Here is a 23,606-nt window from a genome sequence, read left to right on the forward strand (position 1 = left end):
TTATGTTATATTATCCACTCTTGACTATTGCTAGTCATCGTTATAAATACCTCTTTTGTAAATTATATCATATCTCCTTTGGACAATAAAAAAGACAGTCCTATTTTCATAGAACTGTGCTTTTTATTTGTAGATACGGTAACTTGCACTCTCAAACGTACCCGAGAGCTTCTACGCTTTCTATACGATGATATGCTATTCCACAAACGTTCCTAGAATAACATGTTTATCCTACCAATTGGATTTTCCTTCATTGAACATTTCAAATGCATGTGCAATTTGGCGTCTCAATTTTAATCGTTGTGAATCACTTAATACATATTCTACACCATTATGTGCGATGCGCCCATTTTTTACAATGCTACTCAAATCGTAAAGAATTTCTCTAGCCATGCTTGCATTGCCTGCTAATTCATCAATTGTTACATCATAATAATTAGCCAATCGCTTTAAGGTTTCCAAATCAGGCTCTCGATATCCTGTTTCGTAATTTGACAGGGCAGCATTACTAATACCAATATCCCGAGCCACATCTAATTGACTCCGCCCAATCCGTTTACGGGCATGTCTTAAATTTTCACCTAATGCCATTGTATCACCCCTTATACTACGTGAATCTATAGTATAAATAACCTATCTCTATTATAGCATGAGATACAATAGATATGCTATAGAAAACCACTATCCCACATCTCACGAATTGTGTATCTCTCTATGTTTTTTAGCATTTTTGAATTGTATTACACGAATTGAATTGTTTATCCCAACTGCGCATGCGTATTTTTGATTATATTTTAATCAAAATTGATAGATTCCATTCTATTTTAATCGTTTTTACTCATAAATTATTTATATTATTCGTGTGCATGTTCTGGTGGCGGTAATTGTTCAACTCGGAATACCTCACCTATAGTTTGAATTTTTCCAGGAATGTATTCAACAATCTGTGTCATCAATACATATAACAATCGTGGATCAAAATTAGAATTTGCGCTTTGATTAATACAATCTAAATATACACTATCATCATCTTCTTCAATATAATATTTGAAGCTTTTATATGTACTGTTCTCACGATTGATAAAAGTCAGAATATCTTGACGATTTTCCTTAGTAACAACACCTGCCCCCATCAATAATCGAATTGTAGCATAAATTGTATCATCCAACAATAGAAATACTGGAATATCTCCTAATTCTGTTTGTACATAGGATCTAAATACAACCGTATGATCTTCATCGCCAACTTCACGCTTTTCAAAGCATGTCAATTGTTCATCAATGAGAAATTTTTCAAATAATCTCGCCTTTTCATTCATAGGTATCACCTCGTTAAAAAAAGGCATTGCTTGTCACAATGCCCATATAATTTTATTCTATCAGTCTTAATCCTTTTTAGATTTTGTAGTTTTCCGCGGTTTACTTTCTTTTTTAGTAGCCGTTTCTTCTACTGCAGTATTTTCTACTTTAACACTTTCTACTGCTGCAATAATACGAGTTAAGTCTTTTTGTGTATGTGGATACAAGACCTCAAAAATAGTATATGCTACTAACTCTGGCTCAAAATTATCTCCACTCATTAAGCTTACATCTAAAAGAATTGCTTCGTAGCCATCTTCTTCCATTAGATAGTGTTTGAAACATTTAAATTCACTATTCAATTGATTTAGCACTTCCACTGTAGCTTTTCGTTGTTCTGGAGTGAAGCGACCACCTGCAATTTCTAAACGCACAAAACCAAATGGCGTATCATCCAATACTACAAACAATGGGAACACAATATCATTATACTCAATACTCGCATCGAATATCGCTGTATTATATTGATCATTTTCAATCTCACGAAGAGTAAAAAGATTTGTTAATTCATTTTGTTCAATAAACTGTTGAAATAATTCTGCTTTTTTGTTCACTGTCTTAACTCCATTCCAAATACGTTTAAAATTAAAACTCATTACCATAATGATAACACACAATGAGATATGATTTCAATGGATTAACAAGATTCATCTTCTTTATAAATACAACGATCATTTTCAAAGCGTGCAATTCGCACTAATGAATGTACTTCATACCCTGCTTTTTCTAAACGCTCACGACCTGGTTGGAATGATTTTTCAATGACAATAGCAATTCCTTCTACCGTATCTCCTGCGCTTTCTACAAGCTTAGCTAATCCCATAGCCGCTTCACCGCTAGCTAAAAAATCATCAATAATTAATACTTTCTCTCCTGCAGGTAAGAATTTTTTGGAGATTGTTACATCATAGTTCTCTTCTTTTGTATAAGAATATACCACAGAGTGATATACATCATCTGTCATCAAAATGGATTTTTTCTTGCGCGCAAATACTAAAGGAACATCTAATTCAATGGCAACTTGTAATGCGATTGCAATACCAGAGGCTTCAATCGTAACAATACGTTCAATACCTCGTCCTTCAAATTGTTTCGCAATTTCTTTACCGATTTGAACAAACAATTTAGGATCAATTTGATGATTTAAAAATCCATCTACTTTTAACACTCGATTGTTTAATACAATACCTTCTGCATCAATACGCTGTTTTAATAATTCCACGATGATCCTCCTTATTGTTTTCTGTCTTTCAATATATTAATAAATTGTGAAACACCTTCTGTTAATGCATCCATTCTTGATCGTACTAATACAATACGACGCTCTGGAATATGTAAGTTTGTTTTTAATTCGATTAAAGAACCTTTTTTTATTTTTTCTCTAGCCACTAATTCTGGCACTAAAGAAATCCCTAAGTTAATTTCAACCAAATCCATAAGTACATCCAAGCTACCTAGCTCAAAAGCTGGGCTCGTACATCGATTATAGGTAACCGTATCAAAAAAAGTACGACTGCTCGCCCCCATCGTAAGCAATAATAATGGCTCTGCCATAATTTCATCAATGGACCAAACCTTCGACTCATCTTTGTATATAGTGCCTCCTACAAATATATCTTGCATAGGCTCTAAATCTAGGATTTCTAAAAGATTATTATCATAGAGTCCATCATAGGCATGAACCACAGCGATTTGAGCCTCTCCCGATTCAAGCATTCCTACGCATTCACGGGATGGTCGATTCGTAACACGTAAACTAATATCTAGCTGTTTTTCTTGCCAACTTTTGAAAGTAGGTAACAAAAAATACTTACTCAATGTATCTGTAGCTGCTAAGTGTAAACTCTTATAATCCCTAGATACACGTTCTTGTAGTTTTACAATCCCATTGTCTAAAATGGAAAATGCTTCTACAGCTGTTTCAAAGAGTTCACGACCTGCTTTTGTAAAAGCTACTGATTTTGTTGTCCTTTCAAATAGAGGAATTCCTAAATCTTTTTCTAATTGCTTAATACTCTGGCTAATGGCCGATTGTGAGACACCATTCGCTTTCGCTGCCTTGGAAAAAGATAAGTGCAATCCTACTCCCACAAAGGCACGCAGTAATTCTGCAGACACAGACATAAATAACCTCAAATTTTCTATGAAAGTAATTCACTTCCACTATTACTTTACTATTATATATACTTATAAGTTTACCTATATTCATTACTATTGTCAAACTGCAAAAATACAAATAGAATTTTATCTATCTATTTGTAATAAAACTATATAAAATGGTTGCGTTCTAGCTTATAAACTAGTAATATATATTTGATAAGAAAATCTGGGGCATAACAATCCCCCCGTATGTATGAAAGGAATTTAACTATGCATTGCGCACAAAAATTGACTGATCATATTTATTGGATTGGTAGCAACGATTGGAGTACAGAACGTTTTGAAAACTTGTTTCCAATTCCAAATGGGGTAAGCTACAATTCCTATTTTATTGACGACGAAAAAACTTGTATTGTTGACTCTGTAGATGATAGCATTCGTCAAGAATTCTTTGACAATGTAGAACATTTGTTAAATGGTCGTGAGTTAGATTATTTAATCGTAAATCACATGGAACCTGATCATTGTGCTACATTAGTAGAATTGCTAGACCGTTACCCAAATGTGAAAATGGTCGGCAATAAAACTACCTTCCGATTCTTTGAGCAGTTCTATGGTCGTCCAGCTCCTGACAACTACTACGAAGTAAAAGAAGGCGACACCATCGATCTTGGTCATCATAAGCTTCACAGCTACACCATGCCAATGGTTCACTGGCCAGAAGTAACCTGTACTTACGAATCAACAACAGGCACTTTATTCTCTGCTGATGCGTTTGGTACATTTGGCACCATCAACGGCAATATCTTCGCTGATCAATTAGATTTTGATCGTGTATACGAAGATGAAGCTCGTCGTTATTACACAAATATCGTAGGCAAATATGGTGCACAAGTACAAAATGCATTGAAAAAAACATCTTCCTTGAATGTAAATATCATTGCACCTCTTCATGGACCAATTTGGAGAACTCCTGATAGCATTTCTTATATCATCAGTAAATACATGCATTGGAGCACTTACAATGCAGAGAAAAAAGGCGTTGTCATTGCTTTCGGTTCCATGTATGGTAACACTGCTGAAATGGCTCAGCAATTAGCGAAGTTGCTATCTTTACGCGGTGTAACAGATATCCGTATTTATGATGTATCTAAAACTAATCCATCTTACATCATTTCTGATGCATGGAAATATAGCCACTTAGTATGTATGGCACCAACTTACAACTTAGGCTTATACTTGACTATGGAAAACTTATTACATGAGTTACATGCATTAAACTTTCATAACCATAAAGTTTCTATCGTAGGTAACCATTCCTGGGCATCCGGCGCGATGAAACGCATGGTTGATTACTTTACAAATGAATTTAAAAACATGGAAATTGTTGGTACTCCACTAGATATTAAAGGCGCATTACACAATGAACAATTACCATTGTTTGAAGAATTAGCAGATTCCATCGTTGCTTCCTTAGCAGAAACAGATATTAAAACTTTATAATCAATACAAGCGACTCTACTGTGTAGAGTCGCTTTTTATGTATACATCTAAACAATTAATAATACTATTGATGAATCTAGTTTTAGTATAACCCAATATTTAGTATAGAGTGTAACTGTAAATTCCTTGTAACATATACAAAATGAGCTATCATGAAGGGACATTCCCAACTTGATAGCTCATTTTTACAGGTAATATATGCATTACTATATCTGATAGCAAATAAATCTACACAGAGGATGTATAAGTACAATCACATCATTATATCTGGGTATTACCTATCGATTCTACTAACATACTATCGACGATAACGACCTAACATACGCGCCCCTTTTGGTGCTTCTAAAATCATTGACCACACCATTCCATGTCTAGCTGCCAATCGTAAGGCTTCCTTCTTAGACGTACCAGAATAAATAGGTCTGTCTTTCCTTACCTCGTTAACAGATATGTTTGCAGATTTCCTTCGTTTATCCTCTATTCGTTCATGGACTGTAGCACGCATTTCCTCTGCGTCATATCTCGGTGAGTCTACTGGCTTCTCATATCTATCTACATTCACTGGATTGCTTGTATTCACAGTCCCTTCGGAGGTGTTTCCCACCATTACATCAGGATCCATATTCACAGATTCCTTCGGGTCCCGTGAAAGTGTAATACCATAATACTCTTCCATTTCCTCCCAAGTCATATCCTTAGTCGGAACTGGTTTTTGTGACGATTCCTCGTTAGATGTTCCTTTTTTAAATATAAAGGACCCTAAAATAATCAGAATGAGTATCCCTATTTCCATAATCGGATACCTCCTCTACCTTATTCATGTGTACCTTTACCATCGATGGTAGACGCATAATCACCTTCAGAAATGCTTTCACGCATTTTAGTGTCCGCCATAATATTGTTCATCGAATAGTAATCCATAACACCCAAATTACCCTCACGTAACGCTTGAGATAATGCTTTTGGTACTTCCGCTTGAGCTTCTACTACCTTTGCTTGCATTTCTTGGGTATGGGCACGCATTTCTTGTTCTTGTGCCACCGCCATAGCTCGACGTTTTTCTGCTTGAGCTTGGGCAATTTTTTTGTCCGCTTCCGCTTGATCTGTCATCAATTGGGCGCCAATATTACGTCCTACATCTACGTCGGCAATATCAATGGATAAGATTTCAAAAGCTGTCCCTGCATCTAAGCCTTTATTCAATACAGTACGAGAAATATGGTCTGGATTTTCCAACACGTCTGTATGCTCTTCAGAAGAACCTACGGTAGTAACAATACCTTCCCCAACACGGGCAATAATCGTTGCTTCTCCAGCGCCACCAACTAAACGATCAATATTAGCACGCACTGTCACACGAGCACGAACTTTTAGTTCAATACCATTTTTAGCTACTGCAGAAATAATCGGCGTTTCAATCACTTTTGGATTGACCGACATTTGTACCGCTTCTAATACGTCACGACCTGCTAAATCAATGGCTGCAGATCGTTCAAATGTTAACTCCATAGTAGCACGTTCTGCTGCAATCAATGCATCAACCACACGGTCTACATCACCACCCGCTAAATAATGGGCCTCTAATTGATCTACCGTCACATCTAAGCCAGCTTTATTGGCTTTCACCAAAGGAAGTACGATTTGAGATGGAGATACTCGACGAAGACGCATACCAATCAAAGTCATAATGCTGACGTTCACGCCTGCTGCTAGAGCAGATACCCATAGCCCTAATGGGACGAAATGTAAAAATAAAGAAATGCCGATAATTAGAATAATCGGAAAAATGATAAATCCTACCGTTCCAATAATTGTTTCCATATGTCCTCCTATCTATTTGTAGTTCTCACTACGATACGACCACCAGTAACAGAAATAATTTCCACTTCTGTGCCTGGTTCATAAAATTCACCATCAGTGACTACATCGAGGAATGTTCCTTCCACAACGATGGTCCCTGCTGGTCGCAACACCGTTTTTGTATATCCAATCTTGCCTAACCAACAATTTGGGTCTGGATGTGTAGCATATCCTTTTTCCTTAGTAGATGTTAGGTGCAATGTCAATCGTTCTCCTAAAGCTGTCTTAGGAAATACAGAGATAATCCACCACAACAATAGTACGCCCACTACTGAAAGCGAGGTGACAGTAACTATTGCCATAGGTCCTCCTCCCATCCAATCATAGATACCCCATAGGAATAGCAACAAGCCTGTTAAGCCAAAGATGCCAAATCCTGGTATCATCATTTCGATGAGGAGCAAAATAATACCACTTACTATAAGTCCTATCATAGCGTCTCCTTTCTCTTTACTATCTCTTTATCTGTATTATATCACAATCTCTTTATATTAAAGATGAAAAAGCTAGATTTTGTTATCTCTATTCTCCTCTTTAACCTATATATAATAAAATAAGAGGCCTTCTAAAGAAAGCCTCTTAATTGTTTAGTGATTAAACGTCTTCGCGGTATGGAGCTTGACCGATTTCGTAGAAATCGTTTCCTTCGCTATCGATAACAACGATTGCAGGGAAATCTTCTACTGTTAATTCTGCCAAAGCTTCTGGACCTAAGTCAGCATAAGCGATAACATCATATTTTTTAATGGATTTAGCAATTAAAGCTGCTGCACCACCAACGGCTGCAAAGTAAGTTACGCCGTTTTTCTTCATAGATTCGATAACTTCTGGTTTACGGGAACCTTTACCGATCATGCCTTTGATACCTTGATCAAGCATTGTTGGTGTGTAAGCATCCATACGACCAGATGTTGTAGGACCAGCGGAACCGATTGGATCTCCTGGTTTAGCTGGGCTTGGTCCTAAATAGTAAACGATTTTGTCATGCCAATCGATTGGTAATTCTTCGCCACGTGCTAATGCTTCAGTCATTACTTTATGAGCAGCGTCACGAGCACTGTAGATTTTACCAGAAATAAGAACCATATCACCAGCTTTTAATTTACGGGATTGTTCTTCTGTTAAAGGTGTTTGAATACGAATTTGTTCTGCCATGGTTATTCCCCCTCTTAAACTTCACCGTGAGCATGACGGCTAGCGTGGCAGCAGATAGTTACTGCTACAGGAAGACCAGCGATATGTGTTGCTGCCCACTCGATATTAACGGAAACTGCTGTTGTAGAACCACCTAATTGAGGTCCGATACCAGTTTTGTTAACCATTGCATTGATTTCTTCTTCCAATTTTGCATATTCAGGATGTGCATTACGTTCTTCTACAGAGCGAAGAAGAGCTTTTTTGGAAAGGAATGCTGCGTAGTCCATAGTACCACCGATACCAATACCTAGTACCATTGGAGGGCATGGATTAGGGCCAGCTTTTTTAACGATTTCAAGAACTGCTTTTTTTACGCCTTCAACGCCATCAGCAGGAACCAACATTTTTACGCCAGATTTGTTTTCAGAGCCAAAGCCTTTTAACTCTACATTAATGTCAACTTTGTCGCCTGGAACAATTTTAGTGTAAATAACTGCTGGAGTATTATTTTTAGTGTTTACACGGTTGAACAAAGGTTCAGCTACTACGGATTTACGAAGATATCCGTCCACATAACCTTTTGCTACACCAGCTTGAATAGCTTCTTCAAGATCTCCACCTTCGAAGTGTACATCTTGACCAACTTCTAAGAATACGATTGTAAGACCAGTATCTTGGCAGATTGGACGATCTTCAGCATCAGCGATTTCCGCATTTTTGATGATTTGATCCAATACGCCTTTACCTACTGGAGATTTCTCACTCTCATAGCCTTTTTTCAATGCATTATACATATCTTTTGGAAGATGATATGCTGCATTCATACATAATTCTGCTACCTTTTCTGTTACTTTCTCAACGTGAATGTTACGCAAAGTAATCCCTCCTCAACTTAAAACAGAGACCTTTCTCTTGTGTATTATTGTATCACCATTACCTTATCTTTTTCAATTCTTTAAGAATAGGTACTATAACTGTTTATTATGATAGAATTTATTATCATTTAATGGTAAATGCATATAGTTCTCTATTTCTAAGGTATTCTTAAATCCCATGGTTCATTCCTTATATGGACAAATATCCACCCTTTATAAACCATTTAAAATACACATATATTTAATCTTCTCAATACATTATTTCCTACTAAAAACTACTATGTTTACACACAAAATATACCTCTATAAACTGAAAAACTCTCTCATTAAATCATAATAAGAGAGTTTTATTTATGCTATTTTATATATTTTCTTATGGAAATAGTGCTACCTATGATTTATTGATATAGCAAATATAGGTTATTTCCAGCCATATATGTAACATTTATTATAGACAATCATACCCACTATAGGTCAGCTGCTTCTATCCACTCTTGTAAATCGGCTTCTCCTCCGATGATATCTTCATCATAAGCGCCTGCTAACTCTGGGTAGCGACATACTTCAATCGTATAGAGTATCGCTTCATCTCGACCATTACGGAAGGTACCAATCCATACACCACGAATCGTAGACTCATACCATTCTACTGGTTGATCTGTATCTTTTAGGTGTATCGTTACATCGCCACGCCCCAATGTTTCCAACACTTCCACTTGCTCTTCCATAGTGAGACCTGTATTTTCCACATAAATCGTATAGGTTTCTCCTGTTTGACGCAAGTGCTGCATAGCATTTTTCAATTCTTGAAACACCGCTTTTACACGGCCAAATTCATTTTGCATAGAATCTCCTTATCAAATTATTACAGTTTATAGTATGTAGCAGTCTATTCTTCTTTTCCACTCACAGGACTAGCTGTTACATGCCAATTAGATAAAACCCTCAGCACTCGCTCTTTCACTTCTGCTACCGCAGCTTGTGTGGAATCACTCAAGATAAGACCTAATTCTAAACTTTCAGGTTCTACACCGATGACAACGGCATCTTCTAAAGGATCTTCTTGTAATGCACGAATACGTAAAATATCTTGCATCCCCACTTCATGCACAGAAATAGCTTCAGTAAAATAACTATTCATTTCCTCATGAGGAAACTCATATACTGTGCCTGGCACATCACCACCATTGATGGCATCCACTAATAATAGTTTTGTCATACCCCGCATATACGTAAGCAATTCCATGCCCATGGTGCCTCCATCTAGAATGGTAATAGGAGGATTAAATACATAATCCTCCTGTAATTGGTTCACCACATGGACACCGAATCCCTCATCAGTAAGCAAAATATTGCCTACCCCTAATAATACAATGGGATTACTTTTTATTTGGTCCATATAAGTCCTCTATATCTTCTGGATCTGTAGGATAAAATTTCATACCTGAAACCATACTAGATACTTCTCCAGATTCTTCCATAACATCTTCACGGAATGCCAAATATACGTGAATAATTGTAAATAACAAGAATCCCCAAGCAATATAATGATGAATCATATGCACTTGATATTCCGTAAATAATAAGTTCACTGGATTAAAAATTTGTGCCACCCATGTATCAGGATACACTTGGGCATACATAGCAAGTCCTGTAGAAATTTCTAAGAACATCATTACATAGACGCCCACATAACTAGTACGCGCTAAAGAATTACGCAAGAAACGATGCTCCCGTTGTTGTGGCAACATCATGTAATGCTTCATGGTATCCCATATACCAACCCAATAACTTTTTTTATGAAATCTTGGGAATAAGCGATCCCCTCGATAGCGAATGCCTCCGTAAATACGGAATACAAAAGATGCAATTAAGATAAAGGCTGCAATGAAGTGAATCTTACGAATCATTTCCATAGAGAACCAACCGCCTACAGCAATAGTCGGTTCCACACTACCTGGTGTAGCTTGGAATCCTGGATTCCCGATATACAAGCCAGTCCAGAATAGAGCCGTTACACAGAGCACCATAGTCCAATGGAAAATACGAAGCCATAAACTAAATACGCGATAGGGCTTTTTATTTAACGGTAACATAGATAGCCTCCTCCTATTTACATAGGGCATCTGTATTGACAGACACTATTTTTTCACCCTTTTTATTGTACAAGTGCGTCGCACATGCTAAGCAAGGGTCAAAGGAATGAATCCCTTTTAAAATTTCCAATGGTTTATCTGCAATTTTAACTTTTGTATCCATCATATTTGCTTCATATGCACCATGTTCGCCAGCAATCGTTTTAGGGCATGCATTCCAAGTCGTTGGTACGATACATTGATAATTGTCTACACGACCATCTTTGATGACACACCAATGACCTAAGCCACCACGAGGTGCATCTAATACACCTACACCTTTTGCCTCTTTTGGCCAAGTATTAGGATCGAATTTACGCGTGTCCGCCACTACAGTATCACCGGTTTTGATATTTTCAATCAAGCGATTGTAGAAATGTTGGCTCAAATTCGCTGCCACTTGTGCATCTAAACCACGAGCTGCGGTACGGCCCACTGTGGAACACATCCACACATGCGCTGGTACGCCTAGCACTTTGGATACAGCATCAATTTGGTCCACCATCATTTTCTCAGCCCAAGTTGGGTCTTTGATGATGCCTTGTTTTACTTTTACATAGACAACGATATATTTTGCCAATGGGCCCACTTCGCAGGCTTTTCCTTTGAATGTAGGAGATTTAATCCAAGAATATTTTTTCTCTTCATCCAAGAATTCCCATTTTTTATTTGTTCCCGTTTTAGGACCTGTGAAAGCAGGTTTTGTCACACCTTCTGTTGGATGCAAGGATGTTTCACCATTTGGATATTCAAACCAAGAATGATTGATTTCTTCTGACAAGAAGTCAGGGTTCATCAAATCTTCCCCTTCTAGTGCTGTAAATGTTGCTTTTTCCCAGCCAAGCTCAAAGTTTTCTACTACACCGTTTGCACGCACCAGCGCTTTTTTGAAATAATCTCCGTTGCTGATGCCAGTGAATGTATCATCTGGATAGCCACCATAAGCTAACACGCGTTTTTTCGCCAATCCGCCGCCGTCTACCATGCCAGCTTTTACATATAGATGGCCGATAGCTAGTAAATCTGGTAAATAGAAATAGTTCACCAAATCTTTTGCCAAGGAAATAGATTCATCTACACTTGCCAAACGAGCCGCATTGACAGGTGCATTCATATCATCCATGGAAATAGAGCAAGGCATACCACCTACAATGTAATGAGGATGTGGGTTTTTGCCACCGAAAATAACATGTGGTGTCACAATATCACGTTGACGATCCAAGATTGTCAAATAGTGGGAAATGGCCATCAAATGCACTTCTGGAGGCAATAATTGATAGTCTGGGTGATCCCACCATTGGGCGGAGAAAATACCTAATTGACCACTTTCTACAATTTTTTTCACTTTTGTTTGGATCGCTGCATAATACGTAGCATTTCCTTTAGGGAACTCCTTAGGGTATGCAGATGTGCCAGATTCCAAATCTTTTGGTTGTAATCCACTCACATTGTATGTGTCTAAGACTTGTTGTTGCAATTCTGCTGTTTTCTTAGGATCTGCTTTCAATGCCTCTACTGGACTTACCCAGTCAAGGGCATGCAAGTGATAGAAATGCACAATATGGTCATGCACATCTAAACAACTATGCATCATATTACGAATATAATTGGCATTTTTAGGAATTTGAATCCCCAATGCATCTTCTACAGCACGAAGAGCTGCTAAGGCATGCGTAGAGGTACATACTCCACATATGCGTTGCACGAAGGCCCATACATCTCGAGGGTCACGATTTTTAGCTACTAATTCAATCCCACGCCAAGCCGTACCACTAGATAGGGCATCTTGTACTTGGCCTGTTCCTTCATCAACACTAACTTCTACACGCAAGTGACCTTCAATACGGGTCACTGGATCTACTACAACTCGTTTCATTATTGGTCACTACCTTTCTCGTCAGATTCTTTTTGTTTCGCTTCTTGTTCTGCTAAATATTTCTTCTCTTCTTGAATAGAATCATATTTATGTTTTGCCAAGGTAATACCACCATGAGCCACTACAGCACCAAAAGCACCAAATCCTGCCACTGTTCCTAATGTATCCACATCGGTGATGGTGTTTGGGGTATGAATATGAGGCAATCGTTGGTAAAAGTTATCATTGTCCCAGAATCCCTTTTCAGAGCAACCAATACAACCATGTCCAGATTGAATTGGATAGGACAACCCATTCCACCAACGCAAATTACCACAAGAGTTATATGTTTCTGGTCCACGGCAACCTACTTTATATAGACACCAACCAGCTTTCGATGCATCATCATCAAAATGTTCCACAAACAATCCAGAATCAAAGAAAGGACGACGATAGCATGTATCATGGATACGATTGCCATAAAATTGTTTTGGCCTTCCTTCCACATCAAGCGGTGGAATTTCACCAAATAAAGCATAATGCATAATCACACCAGTCATGACCTCTGGAATTGGAGGGCATCCCGGTACTTTAATGATTTTTTTGCCTTTTACAATAGAAGAAACAGACACTGTATTCGTTGGGTTCGGTTTTGCCGCTTGAATACCGCCCCAAGCTGCACAAGAGCCGTATTCGATGATGAAAGCAGCCCCTTCAGCGCATTCTTTCAATACATCTACAAATGGACGTCCACCAACTTGGCAGTAAGATCCATTTTCATCCAATGGAACGCCACCTTCAACAGCTAATACATACTTACCTTTTTTACTTTCTAACAAGTGATGTAAATGATGTTCAAATGGTTCCCCTGCTGCGGCAGCCAAGGTATCATCATACTCTAAGGCAATCATATTTAAAATCACATCAGATGCGAAAGGCGATGTGGATCGAATGAAAGATTCGTCACATCCTGTACATTCATGACCATGCAACCAAATCACCGTAGGTAATTCTTTTGTTTCTGCCGCTGCCACGACTTTATTGGTCAATGCTGGCGGCAACCCTAAAATAGCAGTTAAAGCTACACAGGATTTCATAAAAGTACGTCGACTTAATTTACGTTCTTGGAATAATTTCCAAAGACTATTCAATGATTCTTTCACAAAAAAGCCCCTTTCTTGCAATAACTTTATAGCATCTCTACAAATTAATATACTATCCATAGTATATCATGAAAGATATTCCTTCTATAGAACATTAATCACTAATTTGTAAAAATAATTTTATATCCTCTATTTATAGTTTCAATAATTTACGTACAGAAGCTGCCTTCTTATAGCCTCCTACGCGATCTTTCTCTTTTCCTTTTTTATAGCAGATAATTGTTGGTACACCTTGCACATCTTCTTTTAAAGCAATCTCTTTAGCTACGTCAATATCAATAGCAATCATGCGTGCTACACCTTGCAATTCATCATGTAACACATCCAGTTCTTCTTTCATAGATTGACAAGGAGAACACCATTCTGCTGTAAAGCAAGCTAAGACGATTTCATCCTCACCTTTTACAACAGCTTTAAAATCTTCATAGTTGTTAATCGATTCTAGTTTCATCACAATACCTCCTACAATAACAAAACCGCTCCGAAGAGCGGTTTTGAGCAAGCAATCAATAAGCCGAGTTCTGTCCTGCTTTCGCAGTGGCGATTATCTTTCTAGGCGCATAGTTGCCTATACGCTCAAGCGGCACAACCCGAAAGGTAGGCGGGCAACCCTTAACCCTTTCCTATTCGGCCTTGCTCCGGATGGGGTTTACCGAGCATACATGTTACCATGTACCTGGTGCGCTCTTACCGCGACCGTTCCACCCTTACCACCCGAAGGTGGCGGTTTACTTTTCTGTGGCACTATTCCCTATGGTCACCCACGCCGGCCGTTAGCCGGCATCCTGCCCTATGGAGCTCGGACTTTCCTCAAGTCAAGTAGACTTGCAATCGCCTTTCATACTTACTGTTTAAGTCTAGCATAGACCACCGAGAGGGTCAATACCTCTCTTATACATTATAAACCGAAAGTGCTTAGACTTCAAAGAAAAAATCTCTTTGCACTTTACTTTCTATGACCTCTACTTCTTGAGTTGTGAAAATTCTTTCTATCATTCGTTTCAATACTGTTTGGCTCATGTATTCTGTACCATAATGGCCCGCATCCACAACTGTGATTCCTAATTCTTTTGCTAGTTGCATATCATGGTATTTGACATCCCCAGTAATATACACATCTGCTTTTTGCTTAGCTGCTATCTTAATGAACTCCGCTCCACTACCCGTGCATAGACCTACACGTTGAATGGATGATTGCTTAGCTCCACCCCAACGCAATGTACTATGAGGGAATGCAGATTGTAATACTTCTTTGAACTCCTCTATCGATAGTGGTTGCGGTAAATTCCCAATGCGACCAATATAGTGTGCATCATACGCATTCTCTAAGGCTACTATATCGTAGGCAATTTCTTCATACGGGTGGGCTTCTTTCATAGCCGCTAACACCTGACCCAATAGATTTTTAGGCACTACCGTTTCCACACGTTCTTCTGGCACAGTTTCAATCGCCCCTACCTGACCAATGAAAGGATTCGTCCCTTCTAAGGGCAAGAACCTCCCTTCTCCAGCAACAGAAAAACTGCAATGACTGTACGCGCCGATATGACCTGCCCCCGCGTTGCCCATGGCTTGGCGAAGTTGTTCACTATGTGTAATAGGTACATAGACAGCCACTTTATAAGCCACGTCACGTCCCGTTTCTTCTAACCCTTGTATATCTTGTAACCCTAGTCGTATAACCACTTCGTCATTAAGACCACCAGCTGTAACATCTAAATTCGTATGCGCACTATACACATTAATCCTATGGCATAATAGATCTTTAATCATCTTTCCTTGCATCGTATCCGTGTTGATAGATTTTATACCTTTGAAAATCATCGGATGATGTGTCACAATCGCATCTACCTGTTGCTCTATCGCTTCTGCTACTACTTCTGGCGTCACATCTAATGCCGTTAACACACGTTGCACAGTTGAACTCATAGATCCCACTTGTAATCCGCAATTATCCCAAGACTCTTGCAACTGCAATGGCGCTTGACTTTCAATGGCTTGAGCAATATCTTTCATAGTTACCATATATACCTCCTATCCACCATCTCAAGGTATGATGTAACGTTCCATACTCATCAATGGTTATACTTTTTTAATGGTGAAAGTTTCACCTGCACCTATTGTAAAATACCTTGTAATGCCTTCATTTCTTGTTCCATCACCTGAACAGCATCACTAGATTTCGCTGTATCACGCATATGTTGTAGGATAGATTGCAACGTTTCAATTCTACGTTGTATGTGCTGTGTCCAAACTTCAGATTGTTCTTGTTGTAACAAAGCACCATATTCCCATAACATCGATTCTCTAGATAGCTCATTATACACGGAAGTAGCGCCTCGTTGTACTAACCACATGTCATAATATTGGTTACCCTCTACTAAGCATGCTTCTTGGACAATACCATACCCTTGATCTACTAAAAATTGTTTCAACTCTCGTCGATGGCTTTGTGGTTGTAATACATAGGTATGTAACAATTCAGGACCTACCGTAATAATGTGTTGCATCAATTCTCCACCCATGCCGCAAATGACTGCGCAGTCTACTTCTCCTTCTTTTGTGACAGCTAATCCATCTCCTAATCTACATGTAATATAATTTTCTAATTTCCGTTCTTTTACCAATCCTTTAGCAGATTCCAAAGGGCCTTGATTCACATCAATAGCGATAACTTGTGTAGCCACTTTTTCTTCTATGCAAGCCACTGCTAAATACCCATGATCGGTACCCACATCTGCCACCGTTTGACATTGTGGAATCATATGTAATACTTGTTCTAATCGTTTTGAAAGTGCCATATCTGTAATCTTCTCTTTCATTATACAATGAACATCTATAGATAACAAAAACCATCTCACAATGTGAGATGGTTTCTTATGGTGGGCCCACCTGGATTTGAACCAGGGACCGACCGGTTATGAGCCGGTTGCTCTACCCCTGAGCTATAGGCCCTCGTTTGGTGCGGATGATGGGACTTGAACCCATACGAGCGTACGCTCACCACCCCCTCAAGATGGCGTGTCTGCCATTCCACCACATCCGCATGAGGATATGTATATGGTGCCTCAGGGCAGAATCGAACTGCCGACACACGGATTTTCAGTCCGTTGCTCTACCGACTGAGCTACCGAGGCAAATATATAAATCGATATATTTGCTTAAAAATAGGTAAAAAAAATGGCGACCCCGATCGGATTTGAACCGACGATCTTCGCCGTGACAGGGCGACATGTTAACCGCTACACCACGGGGCCGTGTACTGAGTACTTATATACTATACCATAGGTATTACATCTTGGCAATACCTATGGTCAATTATATATATTCCTAAAATGCATACTAATTCTATTAATAACAATTTGGTTTTCTATCACGGAACACATTAATTTTAGAGCGAATGTGGTCTACAATGTCTAAATCAATAGTTACTATGTGAGTTTGCGGCGTTTCATCACATTCTAATAACACTTCACCCCAAGGGTCTACTACCATCGAGTGACCTGCCATTGGTAATTTACCAATAGTTCCACAACCATTAACACTACAGAAAAACATTTGATTCTCTATAGCCCTAGCTTGATTTAATATTTGCCAATGATGTAAACGTAACAATGGCCATTGAGCTGGCAAAAAGAATAATTCTATCCCTTGTAATGCTGATTTACGAATTAGTTCGGGAAAACGAATATCATAACATGTAGCACTGGAGCAAAGCACACCATCTAATGTAAAGTTATGAATCGAATTACCACCTGTAAAATATTTATTTTCTTTGGCAGGACTAAACCCATGCATCTTATCATACGTAGATAGCACTTCCCCTTTGCGGTTGTATACATAGGTTCTATTGTAGATAGAGTCTCCTTCTTTAACAGCTACTGATCCACCAAAGATATTCACATGTTCTGATTGTGCCAATTCACCCAACAAAGCTTGCGTCCGTTGACCTGATTCATCTGCCAATGCATGTAACTGTGGACCCGTCATAAAGCCCGTATTCCAAGTTTCTGGCAATACTACTACATCCACGCCTTGCTTAGCAATCGCTCGTACACAAGTTTCCACTGTTTCAAAATTACTATCTATTTGTCCAATCTCTGTAGCTAATTGAATGATACCTAATCGTAACTCTTTCATAGTTCCTCCTAAATGTGCCAAGCCATATGATCAGTAAAATCATTTGGCTCTAATGGCAACGCATGCCGTCGTGGTACATAGGATCCTTTGTCAAAACGATCTACTTTAGGGCGACGATATATAATATGCTCTGGTTCCGTTTCAAAAATGATCACATTCTTTGGTACATCTCGTTTAATGACCAGATTACAGCCTATTTTTGAACCTTTTCCTACCGTAATATCACCTAGCACCTTTGTGCCTGCACCGATAAGCACATCATCTTCCACCGTAGGATGACGTTTTATCTTACGAGAATCCATCCCTCCGAGAGTCACCCCATGAAACAGTGTCACATTATCTCCTACAATAGCAGTTTCACCAATGACAACCCCCATACCATGGTCAATAAATAAGCCTTTACCAATTTTCGCACCTGGGTGAATTTCTATGCCCGTTACTCGACGTGCATGTAATGCTACTCGCCGGGCCAAAGTAAACCAACCTTTTCGATATAGACGATGCGCAAAAAAATGCCAAAATAATGCTGTTATATGAGGATATGTCCACACTACCATATACCAAGAGGTAGCAGCTGGATCAGATTGTAATACACGCTGTATATTGTATCGAATAGAATTCCATACCTCTCTCATAAATTCCTCCCTATACACAGATAGCATGGCCTAGACCATGCTATCTTTTGTATCACAATCGATTAAGAATGAATCCAATCTACACTTTCAAATTGAATCATAGATAGATATTTTTCTACTCCATCTGGAGCTACCACGACAACGTCTACATCTGGGAATTTACGACCATATTGACGAGCCACAAAAATCGCAGCTGCTGATGAAATACCAATACCAATACCAGTTTCACGCATGAAGTTAGCTACTTCTTCGATGGCATCTTCATCGGTTACTGTTTGTACTTCATCCATCAAAGAAGAGTCGAAGTTTTCTGGAATAAATCCAGCTCCAATACCTTGAATTTTATGAACCCCACCAGTACCGCGAGAAATAACTGGAGATCCTTCCGGTTCTACGGCCACCGCTTTAATATATGGGTGTTGCTCTTTTAAAGCTTTTGTTACACCTGTGAAGGTGCCACCTGTACCAATGCCAGCTACGAAGATACCTACGTTAGGCACATCGCGCAAAATTTCTTTCGCTGTTGTTTCATAATGTGCATGTGGATTTGCTGGGTTAACAAATTGCCCCAAAGTCACTGCATTAGGATAGTTATCAAGAATTTCTTGTGCCTTTCCAAGAGCACCTTTCATACCTAATTCTTTTGGAGTTAAAATTAATTGTGCTCCATAGGCTTTAATTAATTCACGACGTTCCTTACTCATACTTTCAGGCATAATAATGATTGTTTTAATGGACAACATAGCACCTAGCATAGCTAAAGCAATACCGGTATTACCACTTGTGGCTTCTACAATAATAGTATCGTTTTTAATTAAGCCTTTTTCTTGCGCATCTTGCAACATACCAAGAACAGCACGATCTTTTACACTGCCACCGGCATTGTATTTTTCTAATTTCACATATACATTAGTATCTGGAATTCGATAAATTGGTGTGTTTCCAATTAAGTCAATTGCATTTTTTACAACAGCCATACTTATTCTCCTCTACTTAGACTTCAATATAAAACACTTAATTTTATTCCTATTCTATAGATAGGATTTGATTTTGTCAACTACATTCTTCTCAAAATTTTACTTATTTTGATTGAAAGCCACCATGCCCCATACGAATGCAATCTTCTTTTGTGATTCGTACATCTGCTAATAAACGTGGCGTTATCACATCAAAAGCGCTCGGATTATTATACAACACACCACCTGGTACCCCCAGTACTGGCGTACCATCTTCCAAATACGCAATGCACACCATCGAGCCTGGCAACACTGGTAGCCCATAAGTAACTACTTCTTTCGCACGACGTGCAATGGCACCTGGAGTTAAATCATCAGGATCTACACTCATACCACCCGTGCAGAATATAATCTCTGCCCCTTGGGACTTTACTTTGTCTATGGCCTCCACAATTTGATCTGTATTATCTGGCACAATTTCATGAGCTACCAGTTCCACACCATAGTCCGCTACACGGTCTTGGATAACTGCTGTGAAAGCATCTTGAATGCGCCCTACAAAGACTTCACTACCTGTAGTAACAATACCCATTTTTTTACGCACAAATGGATAGACTTGTAAGATAGGCTCCTTACCTTCACGTAATCGTTTCGCTTCTTCTAACTGCCATGCTTCTAATAATAATGGAATACATCGCATGCCTGCTACCGGTTGCCCAGCTTTTACAGGTGTGCCGTGTAATCTTGTAACAATGGTCAACTCCCCAATACTATTGATCTCATGCAATCCTTCCACATCCACGGTCAATACACCATCATGATTTGCCAAGGCTTCAATTTTGCCTTGTTGTACTGGGGTAGGGCTGAGAGATGGATGTTCACAGAAACGATATAATTCTTCTGCTACTTGCTCCTCATGAACCAAATTATAGTCGGATTCTTCCATTACATAAATATGCTCTTTTCCTAGTTGCAATAATAATTCCACATCTTCCGCTCTGATGATGTGTCCTCGTTTAAATGGTGTGTCTTTCACCTCTCCAATGACGATGCGCACAATATCGTGGCATAGCGCTTGACCCACTGCATCTTTTACATGTATTTCTTTCATTTTAGTATCCCCACATTCGTTTACCAATGGTGAAAGCTAGCCCGCACAGGCCATACCCAACCAATACCTGTCCACCCATGTAGGATAGCATATACCACAAACCTTTCTCTTGCAGCATATATCCTTCAAAGATAAAGGTAGAAAAGGTTGTCAGCCCACCTAAAAACCCTGTAATACATAACAGTTTAACCCAAGGTGATACATTAGGTTGCCCTTCAATATATGCCATACCCAATCCAATGAACATGGACCCTATGATATTTACTAGCACCGTTCCCCAAGGATACAGTGCTCCTTTCGTGACCATATACTGTCCAATGCCATACCGCGTCATGGCACCAATAGCCCCACCAATAGCCACTGCTATATATACATTCATAATCAAACTCCTTTATTCCTTTATTATACACCACCCTACGCGGATTATATACTAAACTGCGAATTTTTCTCTCTCGATTTATATATAAGTTGTTATAGTTACACCCTATATTAGAAGCACCCACTATTTTTTTCACTATATGTCGTACCAACATTGTACACACATTACATCTCTCATGTAGCATAAGCTAGTACGTATACTAGATTCATACAAGCTCCATACCAATATAACTCCTACTACGTGTTACAGAGAGCTTATCTATAAGAGCTATACTAAAGAATGCCCACATAGAGTACCTAGCTCAACTACTTTGATACAACAAAAAAGAACTGCCTATTTCTAAGCAGTTCCTTTATATACATTAGTTTCCAGGATTTTTTACTAAATCTTGACCCGCAATACCAGGGCGCGTCATTTCTTTCGGAGAAAGAATATAATCCATTTCTTCTTTCGTTAACAATCCTTGTTCTAGAATGATTTCTTTTACGCTACGATCAGTTTCCAACGCTTCTTTTGCCAAAGCAGAAGCATTTTCATAACCAATATGTGGTAACAAGGCCGTTACGATACCAACAGAACGTTCTAACCAATATTCACATTGTTCTTTATCCACTTCAAGGTCAACTAACAATTTATCTACAAATGTGTTTACCGCATTTTTTAAGTAGCACATAGAGTTGAACAAGTTATAAGCAATCACTGGTTCCATAACATTTAATTCGAATTGTCCATTTTCTACGCCAAGAGAAATTGTCAAATCATTACCGATAACTTGGTAACAAGTTTGGTTCAATACTTCCGCAATTACTGGATTTACTTTGCCTGGCATGATGGAAGAACCCGGTTGACGTGGCGGTAATTTTAACTCACCAATACCACAACGAGGGCCAGATGCCATTAAACGGAAGTCATTAGCCATTTTAATTAATACTAGGGCTGTTACTTTCAACCCAGAAGAAATATCCGCAAACACATCTGTATTGTTCGTAGCATCAATTAAGTTGTCCGCTGTAATGAACGGTTCTCCTACAACACGGGATAATTCATCTACAACAGCTTTGATATACGTAGGCTCTGCATTCAAGCCTGTACCCACAGCGGTAGCTCCCATATTCACAGTATGTGCTTCTAACATAGCAGATTTGATACGACGAATACCACGGCGCACGCCAGATGCATACGCACCCATTTCTTGACCTAATGTAATTGGCACCGCATCTTGCAAGTGAGTACGACCCATTTTTAAAATTTCTTTGTACTCTTCTGCTTTTTTATCTAATTCATCCGCTAAGCGACGAAGTGCCATTAATAAAGGTTTACTTTTCATAATCGCACATACTTTGATAGCTGTTGGGAAGGTATCATTTGTAGATTGTGCCATATTCACATGGTTATTCGGAGATACGATGTCATATTGACCTTTTTCATACCCTAAAATTTCCAAAGCACGGTTCGCTAATACTTCGTTCATATTCATATTAAAAGAAGTACCTGCTCCTCCTTGGATAGGATCTACAGGAAATTGATCATTGAAGTTACCACGTACTACCTCATCTGCAGCACGACTGATAGCTTGACCAATTTTTTCATCTAAACGGCCAGTACTCATATTCGCCAAGGCACAAGCTTTTTTTACCATCGCCATAGCTTTTACGAAGTCTAAGTCAATTTGTTTACCTGTAATAAAAAAGTTTTCAATACCACGTAATGTTTGTACACCATAGTACAACTCATCGGCTAATTCTAATTCACCTAGAAAATCATGTTCTTTTCTCATAGTATACCTCATTTCATATAATATCATATGTATCTACTGTATAAGCTTTGTGTATATGATATACCTGTATTATATCATGTATCTTGTATACAAAATAGGTGCATGCTTTCTAGTTCCGAATAATACCTCCTTGTACATCTAGACAAATAACTAAAACTCATAGCAATCATTAATTTTGCTCATTTTTGTATATTTCTATAGACTATATAGGAATATATATGGTTGCAACAGTAGGCAAAAAAGCCTGAAAAGTGGTGCCAACCGGGAGCCAACGAACTCAAACTATACCCTTTTAAAGCCCTTTTAGAAAACAAGAAACCCAGTAACTAAGTTAGCTACTGGGCTTATATTTGTATTGAATTATTCTGCTGTGAATGGCAACAACGCGATAGCACGAGCACGTTTAATTGCAAGTGTCAATTTACGTTGATGTTTAGCACAAACACCAGAAATACGACGTGGAAGAATTTTGCCACGTTCAGTCGTGAAACGACGAAGTTTAGCAATATCTTTGTAGTCGATTTGATCAGCATGGTCAACACAGAAGTTACATACTTTTCTTCTTGGTTTTCTGCCTCTATCTCTTCTCATTGAGAAACCTCCTTTGATATAGTTGTGGAG

The 23,606-nt window shown here is 38.7% G+C and carries 26 protein-coding genes, 4 tRNA genes and 1 other RNA gene; 1 reads left to right on the plus strand and 30 read right to left on the minus strand.

The features are described 5' to 3' along the window. Nucleotides 1-231: 231 nt before the first annotated feature. From EO112_RS02460 to EO112_RS02480, 5 genes are all read right to left on the minus strand, one after another. Nucleotides 232-591, minus strand: a complete 360-nt coding sequence (locus EO112_RS02460) for a helix-turn-helix domain-containing protein (protein ID WP_009353094.1) — start codon at nucleotides 589-591, stop codon at nucleotides 232-234. Nucleotides 592-854: 263 nt separating this feature from the next. Beyond that, nucleotides 855-1,319: a hypothetical protein gene (locus EO112_RS02465; protein ID WP_009353098.1), complete on the minus strand. Its 465-nt coding sequence runs from the start codon at nucleotides 1,317-1,319 to the stop codon at nucleotides 855-857. Between the two features lie 66 nt (nucleotides 1,320-1,385). Then, nucleotides 1,386-1,913 (minus strand): hypothetical protein, encoded by a 528-nt coding sequence (locus EO112_RS02470; protein WP_009353096.1) that lies wholly within the window; start codon nucleotides 1,911-1,913, stop codon nucleotides 1,386-1,388. A gap of 83 nt (nucleotides 1,914-1,996) precedes the next feature. Then, the gene (locus EO112_RS02475) at nucleotides 1,997-2,581 is read right to left on the minus strand and encodes a xanthine phosphoribosyltransferase (RefSeq protein WP_009353068.1); all 585 of its coding nucleotides are present in this window, start codon (nucleotides 2,579-2,581) and stop codon (nucleotides 1,997-1,999) included. Nucleotides 2,582-2,592: 11 nt separating this feature from the next. Next, nucleotides 2,593-3,483, minus strand: coding sequence for a LysR family transcriptional regulator (locus EO112_RS02480; protein WP_126940714.1), 891 nt, complete (start codon nucleotides 3,481-3,483; stop codon nucleotides 2,593-2,595). A gap of 246 nt (nucleotides 3,484-3,729) precedes the next feature. Here EO112_RS02480 and EO112_RS02485 point away from each other — a divergent pair, with 246 nt between their 5' ends. Continuing rightward, on the plus strand, nucleotides 3,730-4,962 hold the full coding sequence (locus tag EO112_RS02485; RefSeq protein ID WP_127162771.1) for an FprA family A-type flavoprotein: 1,233 nt from the start codon (nucleotides 3,730-3,732) through the stop codon (nucleotides 4,960-4,962). A gap of 298 nt (nucleotides 4,963-5,260) precedes the next feature. Here EO112_RS02485 and EO112_RS02490 read toward each other — a convergent pair whose 3' ends face one another. The 25 genes from EO112_RS02490 to rpsR form a co-directional block, all read right to left on the minus strand. After that, on the minus strand, nucleotides 5,261-5,755 hold the full coding sequence (locus tag EO112_RS02490) for a hypothetical protein (protein WP_126940716.1): 495 nt from the start codon (nucleotides 5,753-5,755) through the stop codon (nucleotides 5,261-5,263). Nucleotides 5,756-5,775: 20 nt separating this feature from the next. Continuing rightward, complete coding sequence (gene floA / locus EO112_RS02495; protein WP_009353112.1) at nucleotides 5,776-6,783, minus strand: flotillin-like protein FloA; 1,008 nt, start codon at nucleotides 6,781-6,783, stop codon at nucleotides 5,776-5,778. 8 nt (nucleotides 6,784-6,791) lie between these two features. Continuing rightward, nucleotides 6,792-7,256: an NfeD family protein gene (locus tag EO112_RS02500; protein ID WP_127162773.1), complete on the minus strand. Its 465-nt coding sequence runs from the start codon at nucleotides 7,254-7,256 to the stop codon at nucleotides 6,792-6,794. A 160-nt stretch (nucleotides 7,257-7,416) separates the two neighbouring features. Beyond that, nucleotides 7,417-7,977, minus strand: a complete 561-nt coding sequence (locus EO112_RS02505; protein WP_009353067.1) for a Fe-S-containing hydro-lyase — start codon at nucleotides 7,975-7,977, stop codon at nucleotides 7,417-7,419. Between the two features lie 14 nt (nucleotides 7,978-7,991). Then, nucleotides 7,992-8,834 (minus strand): fumarate hydratase, encoded by an 843-nt coding sequence (locus tag EO112_RS02510; protein ID WP_009353063.1) that lies wholly within the window; start codon nucleotides 8,832-8,834, stop codon nucleotides 7,992-7,994. A gap of 467 nt (nucleotides 8,835-9,301) precedes the next feature. Then, complete coding sequence (locus tag EO112_RS02515; protein WP_062401403.1) at nucleotides 9,302-9,679, minus strand: hydrogenase expression/formation C-terminal domain-containing protein; 378 nt, start codon at nucleotides 9,677-9,679, stop codon at nucleotides 9,302-9,304. A gap of 44 nt (nucleotides 9,680-9,723) precedes the next feature. After that, a complete protein-coding gene (locus EO112_RS02520) occupies nucleotides 9,724-10,233 on the minus strand; it encodes a HyaD/HybD family hydrogenase maturation endopeptidase (RefSeq protein ID WP_127162775.1) in 510 nt (169 codons plus the stop codon). Next, nucleotides 10,214-10,930: a Ni/Fe-hydrogenase, b-type cytochrome subunit gene (gene cybH, locus EO112_RS02525; RefSeq protein ID WP_062401398.1), complete on the minus strand. Its 717-nt coding sequence runs from the start codon at nucleotides 10,928-10,930 to the stop codon at nucleotides 10,214-10,216. The genes EO112_RS02520 and cybH overlap by 20 nt, the downstream gene beginning before the upstream one ends. A 13-nt stretch (nucleotides 10,931-10,943) precedes the next feature. Further along, entirely contained in the window at nucleotides 10,944-12,845 is a 1,902-nt protein-coding gene (locus EO112_RS02530; protein ID WP_126940717.1) for a nickel-dependent hydrogenase large subunit, read from the minus strand. Then, entirely contained in the window at nucleotides 12,845-13,987 is a 1,143-nt protein-coding gene (locus EO112_RS02535; protein ID WP_126940718.1) for a hydrogenase small subunit, read from the minus strand. Before EO112_RS02535 ends, EO112_RS02530 begins: the two co-directional genes overlap by 1 nt. Before the next feature lie 133 nt (nucleotides 13,988-14,120). Continuing rightward, on the minus strand, nucleotides 14,121-14,438 hold the full coding sequence (locus EO112_RS02540) for a co-chaperone YbbN (RefSeq protein ID WP_009353085.1): 318 nt from the start codon (nucleotides 14,436-14,438) through the stop codon (nucleotides 14,121-14,123). 43 nt (nucleotides 14,439-14,481) lie between these two features. Next, an RNA gene (gene rnpB, locus EO112_RS02545) (RNase P RNA component class A) lies at nucleotides 14,482-14,835 on the minus strand. Between the two features lie 67 nt (nucleotides 14,836-14,902). Beyond that, entirely contained in the window at nucleotides 14,903-16,012 is a 1,110-nt protein-coding gene (locus tag EO112_RS02550) for a Nif3-like dinuclear metal center hexameric protein (protein ID WP_127162777.1), read from the minus strand. A 92-nt stretch (nucleotides 16,013-16,104) separates the two neighbouring features. Continuing rightward, nucleotides 16,105-16,809: a class I SAM-dependent methyltransferase gene (locus EO112_RS02555; protein ID WP_127162779.1), complete on the minus strand. Its 705-nt coding sequence runs from the start codon at nucleotides 16,807-16,809 to the stop codon at nucleotides 16,105-16,107. A 58-nt stretch (nucleotides 16,810-16,867) separates the two neighbouring features. After that, nucleotides 16,868-16,942, minus strand: a tRNA-Ile gene (locus tag EO112_RS02560). A gap of 5 nt (nucleotides 16,943-16,947) precedes the next feature. After that, nucleotides 16,948-17,033, minus strand: a tRNA-Leu gene (locus EO112_RS02565). A 15-nt stretch (nucleotides 17,034-17,048) separates the two neighbouring features. Next, nucleotides 17,049-17,124, minus strand: a tRNA-Phe gene (locus EO112_RS02570). Nucleotides 17,125-17,168: 44 nt separating this feature from the next. Beyond that, nucleotides 17,169-17,244, minus strand: a tRNA-Asp gene (locus EO112_RS02575). 94 nt (nucleotides 17,245-17,338) lie between these two features. Beyond that, complete coding sequence (locus EO112_RS02580) at nucleotides 17,339-18,127, minus strand: carbon-nitrogen family hydrolase (RefSeq protein WP_127162781.1); 789 nt, start codon at nucleotides 18,125-18,127, stop codon at nucleotides 17,339-17,341. Between the two features lie 8 nt (nucleotides 18,128-18,135). Beyond that, entirely contained in the window at nucleotides 18,136-18,762 is a 627-nt protein-coding gene (gene epsC, locus EO112_RS02585; RefSeq protein WP_009353111.1) for a serine O-acetyltransferase EpsC, read from the minus strand. Nucleotides 18,763-18,824: 62 nt separating this feature from the next. Next, entirely contained in the window at nucleotides 18,825-19,739 is a 915-nt protein-coding gene (cysK, locus tag EO112_RS02590; RefSeq protein WP_009353107.1) for a cysteine synthase A, read from the minus strand. Nucleotides 19,740-19,842: 103 nt separating this feature from the next. Next, nucleotides 19,843-20,829: a molybdopterin-binding protein gene (locus EO112_RS02595; RefSeq protein WP_127162783.1), complete on the minus strand. Its 987-nt coding sequence runs from the start codon at nucleotides 20,827-20,829 to the stop codon at nucleotides 19,843-19,845. A gap of 1 nt (nucleotide 20,830) precedes the next feature. Then, nucleotides 20,831-21,208: a CrcB family protein gene (locus EO112_RS02600; protein WP_062401384.1), complete on the minus strand. Its 378-nt coding sequence runs from the start codon at nucleotides 21,206-21,208 to the stop codon at nucleotides 20,831-20,833. A 361-nt stretch (nucleotides 21,209-21,569) separates the two neighbouring features. After that, the gene (locus EO112_RS02605) at nucleotides 21,570-22,985 is read right to left on the minus strand and encodes an aspartate ammonia-lyase (protein ID WP_009353123.1); all 1,416 of its coding nucleotides are present in this window, start codon (nucleotides 22,983-22,985) and stop codon (nucleotides 21,570-21,572) included. A gap of 360 nt (nucleotides 22,986-23,345) precedes the next feature. Continuing rightward, a complete protein-coding gene (gene rpsR, locus EO112_RS02610) occupies nucleotides 23,346-23,576 on the minus strand; it encodes a 30S ribosomal protein S18 (RefSeq protein WP_009353119.1) in 231 nt (76 codons plus the stop codon). Nucleotides 23,577-23,606: the final 30 nt, after the last annotated feature.

The sequence above is a fragment of the Veillonella sp. VA141 genome, from assembly GCF_003992175.1.
Classification (GTDB): Bacteria; Bacillota; Negativicutes; order Veillonellales; family Veillonellaceae; genus F0422.

Coding starts and splice junctions, on each gene's coding strand:
- EO112_RS02460 (WP_009353094.1), bottom strand. CDS start 591: ATGGCATTAGGTGAAAATTTAAGACATGCCCGTAAACGGATTGGGCGG.
- EO112_RS02465 (WP_009353098.1), bottom strand. CDS start 1,319: ATGAATGAAAAGGCGAGATTATTTGAAAAATTTCTCATTGATGAACAA.
- EO112_RS02480 (WP_126940714.1), bottom strand. CDS start 3,483: ATGTCTGTGTCTGCAGAATTACTGCGTGCCTTTGTGGGAGTAGGATTG.
- EO112_RS02485 (WP_127162771.1), top strand. CDS start 3,730: ATGCATTGCGCACAAAAATTGACTGATCATATTTATTGGATTGGTAGC.
- EO112_RS02490 (WP_126940716.1), bottom strand. CDS start 5,755: ATGGAAATAGGGATACTCATTCTGATTATTTTAGGGTCCTTTATATTT.
- floA (WP_009353112.1), bottom strand. CDS start 6,783: ATGGAAACAATTATTGGAACGGTAGGATTTATCATTTTTCCGATTATT.
- EO112_RS02500 (WP_127162773.1), bottom strand. CDS start 7,256: ATGATAGGACTTATAGTAAGTGGTATTATTTTGCTCCTCATCGAAATG.
- EO112_RS02505 (WP_009353067.1), bottom strand. CDS start 7,977: ATGGCAGAACAAATTCGTATTCAAACACCTTTAACAGAAGAACAATCC.
- EO112_RS02515 (WP_062401403.1), bottom strand. CDS start 9,679: ATGCAAAATGAATTTGGCCGTGTAAAAGCGGTGTTTCAAGAATTGAAA.
- EO112_RS02520 (WP_127162775.1), bottom strand. CDS start 10,233: ATGGACCAAATAAAAAGTAATCCCATTGTATTATTAGGGGTAGGCAAT.
- cybH (WP_062401398.1), bottom strand. CDS start 10,930: ATGTTACCGTTAAATAAAAAGCCCTATCGCGTATTTAGTTTATGGCTT.
- EO112_RS02530 (WP_126940717.1), bottom strand. CDS start 12,845: ATGAAACGAGTTGTAGTAGATCCAGTGACCCGTATTGAAGGTCACTTG.
- EO112_RS02540 (WP_009353085.1), bottom strand. CDS start 14,438: ATGAAACTAGAATCGATTAACAACTATGAAGATTTTAAAGCTGTTGTA.
- EO112_RS02550 (WP_127162777.1), bottom strand. CDS start 16,012: ATGGTAACTATGAAAGATATTGCTCAAGCCATTGAAAGTCAAGCGCCA.
- EO112_RS02555 (WP_127162779.1), bottom strand. CDS start 16,809: ATGAAAGAGAAGATTACAGATATGGCACTTTCAAAACGATTAGAACAA.
- EO112_RS02580 (WP_127162781.1), bottom strand. CDS start 18,127: ATGAAAGAGTTACGATTAGGTATCATTCAATTAGCTACAGAGATTGGA.
- epsC (WP_009353111.1), bottom strand. CDS start 18,762: ATGAGAGAGGTATGGAATTCTATTCGATACAATATACAGCGTGTATTA.
- cysK (WP_009353107.1), bottom strand. CDS start 19,739: ATGGCTGTTGTAAAAAATGCAATTGACTTAATTGGAAACACACCAATT.
- EO112_RS02595 (WP_127162783.1), bottom strand. CDS start 20,829: ATGAAAGAAATACATGTAAAAGATGCAGTGGGTCAAGCGCTATGCCAC.
- EO112_RS02600 (WP_062401384.1), bottom strand. CDS start 21,208: ATGAATGTATATATAGCAGTGGCTATTGGTGGGGCTATTGGTGCCATG.
- EO112_RS02605 (WP_009353123.1), bottom strand. CDS start 22,985: ATGAGAAAAGAACATGATTTTCTAGGTGAATTAGAATTAGCCGATGAG.
- rpsR (WP_009353119.1), bottom strand. CDS start 23,576: ATGAGAAGAGATAGAGGCAGAAAACCAAGAAGAAAAGTATGTAACTTC.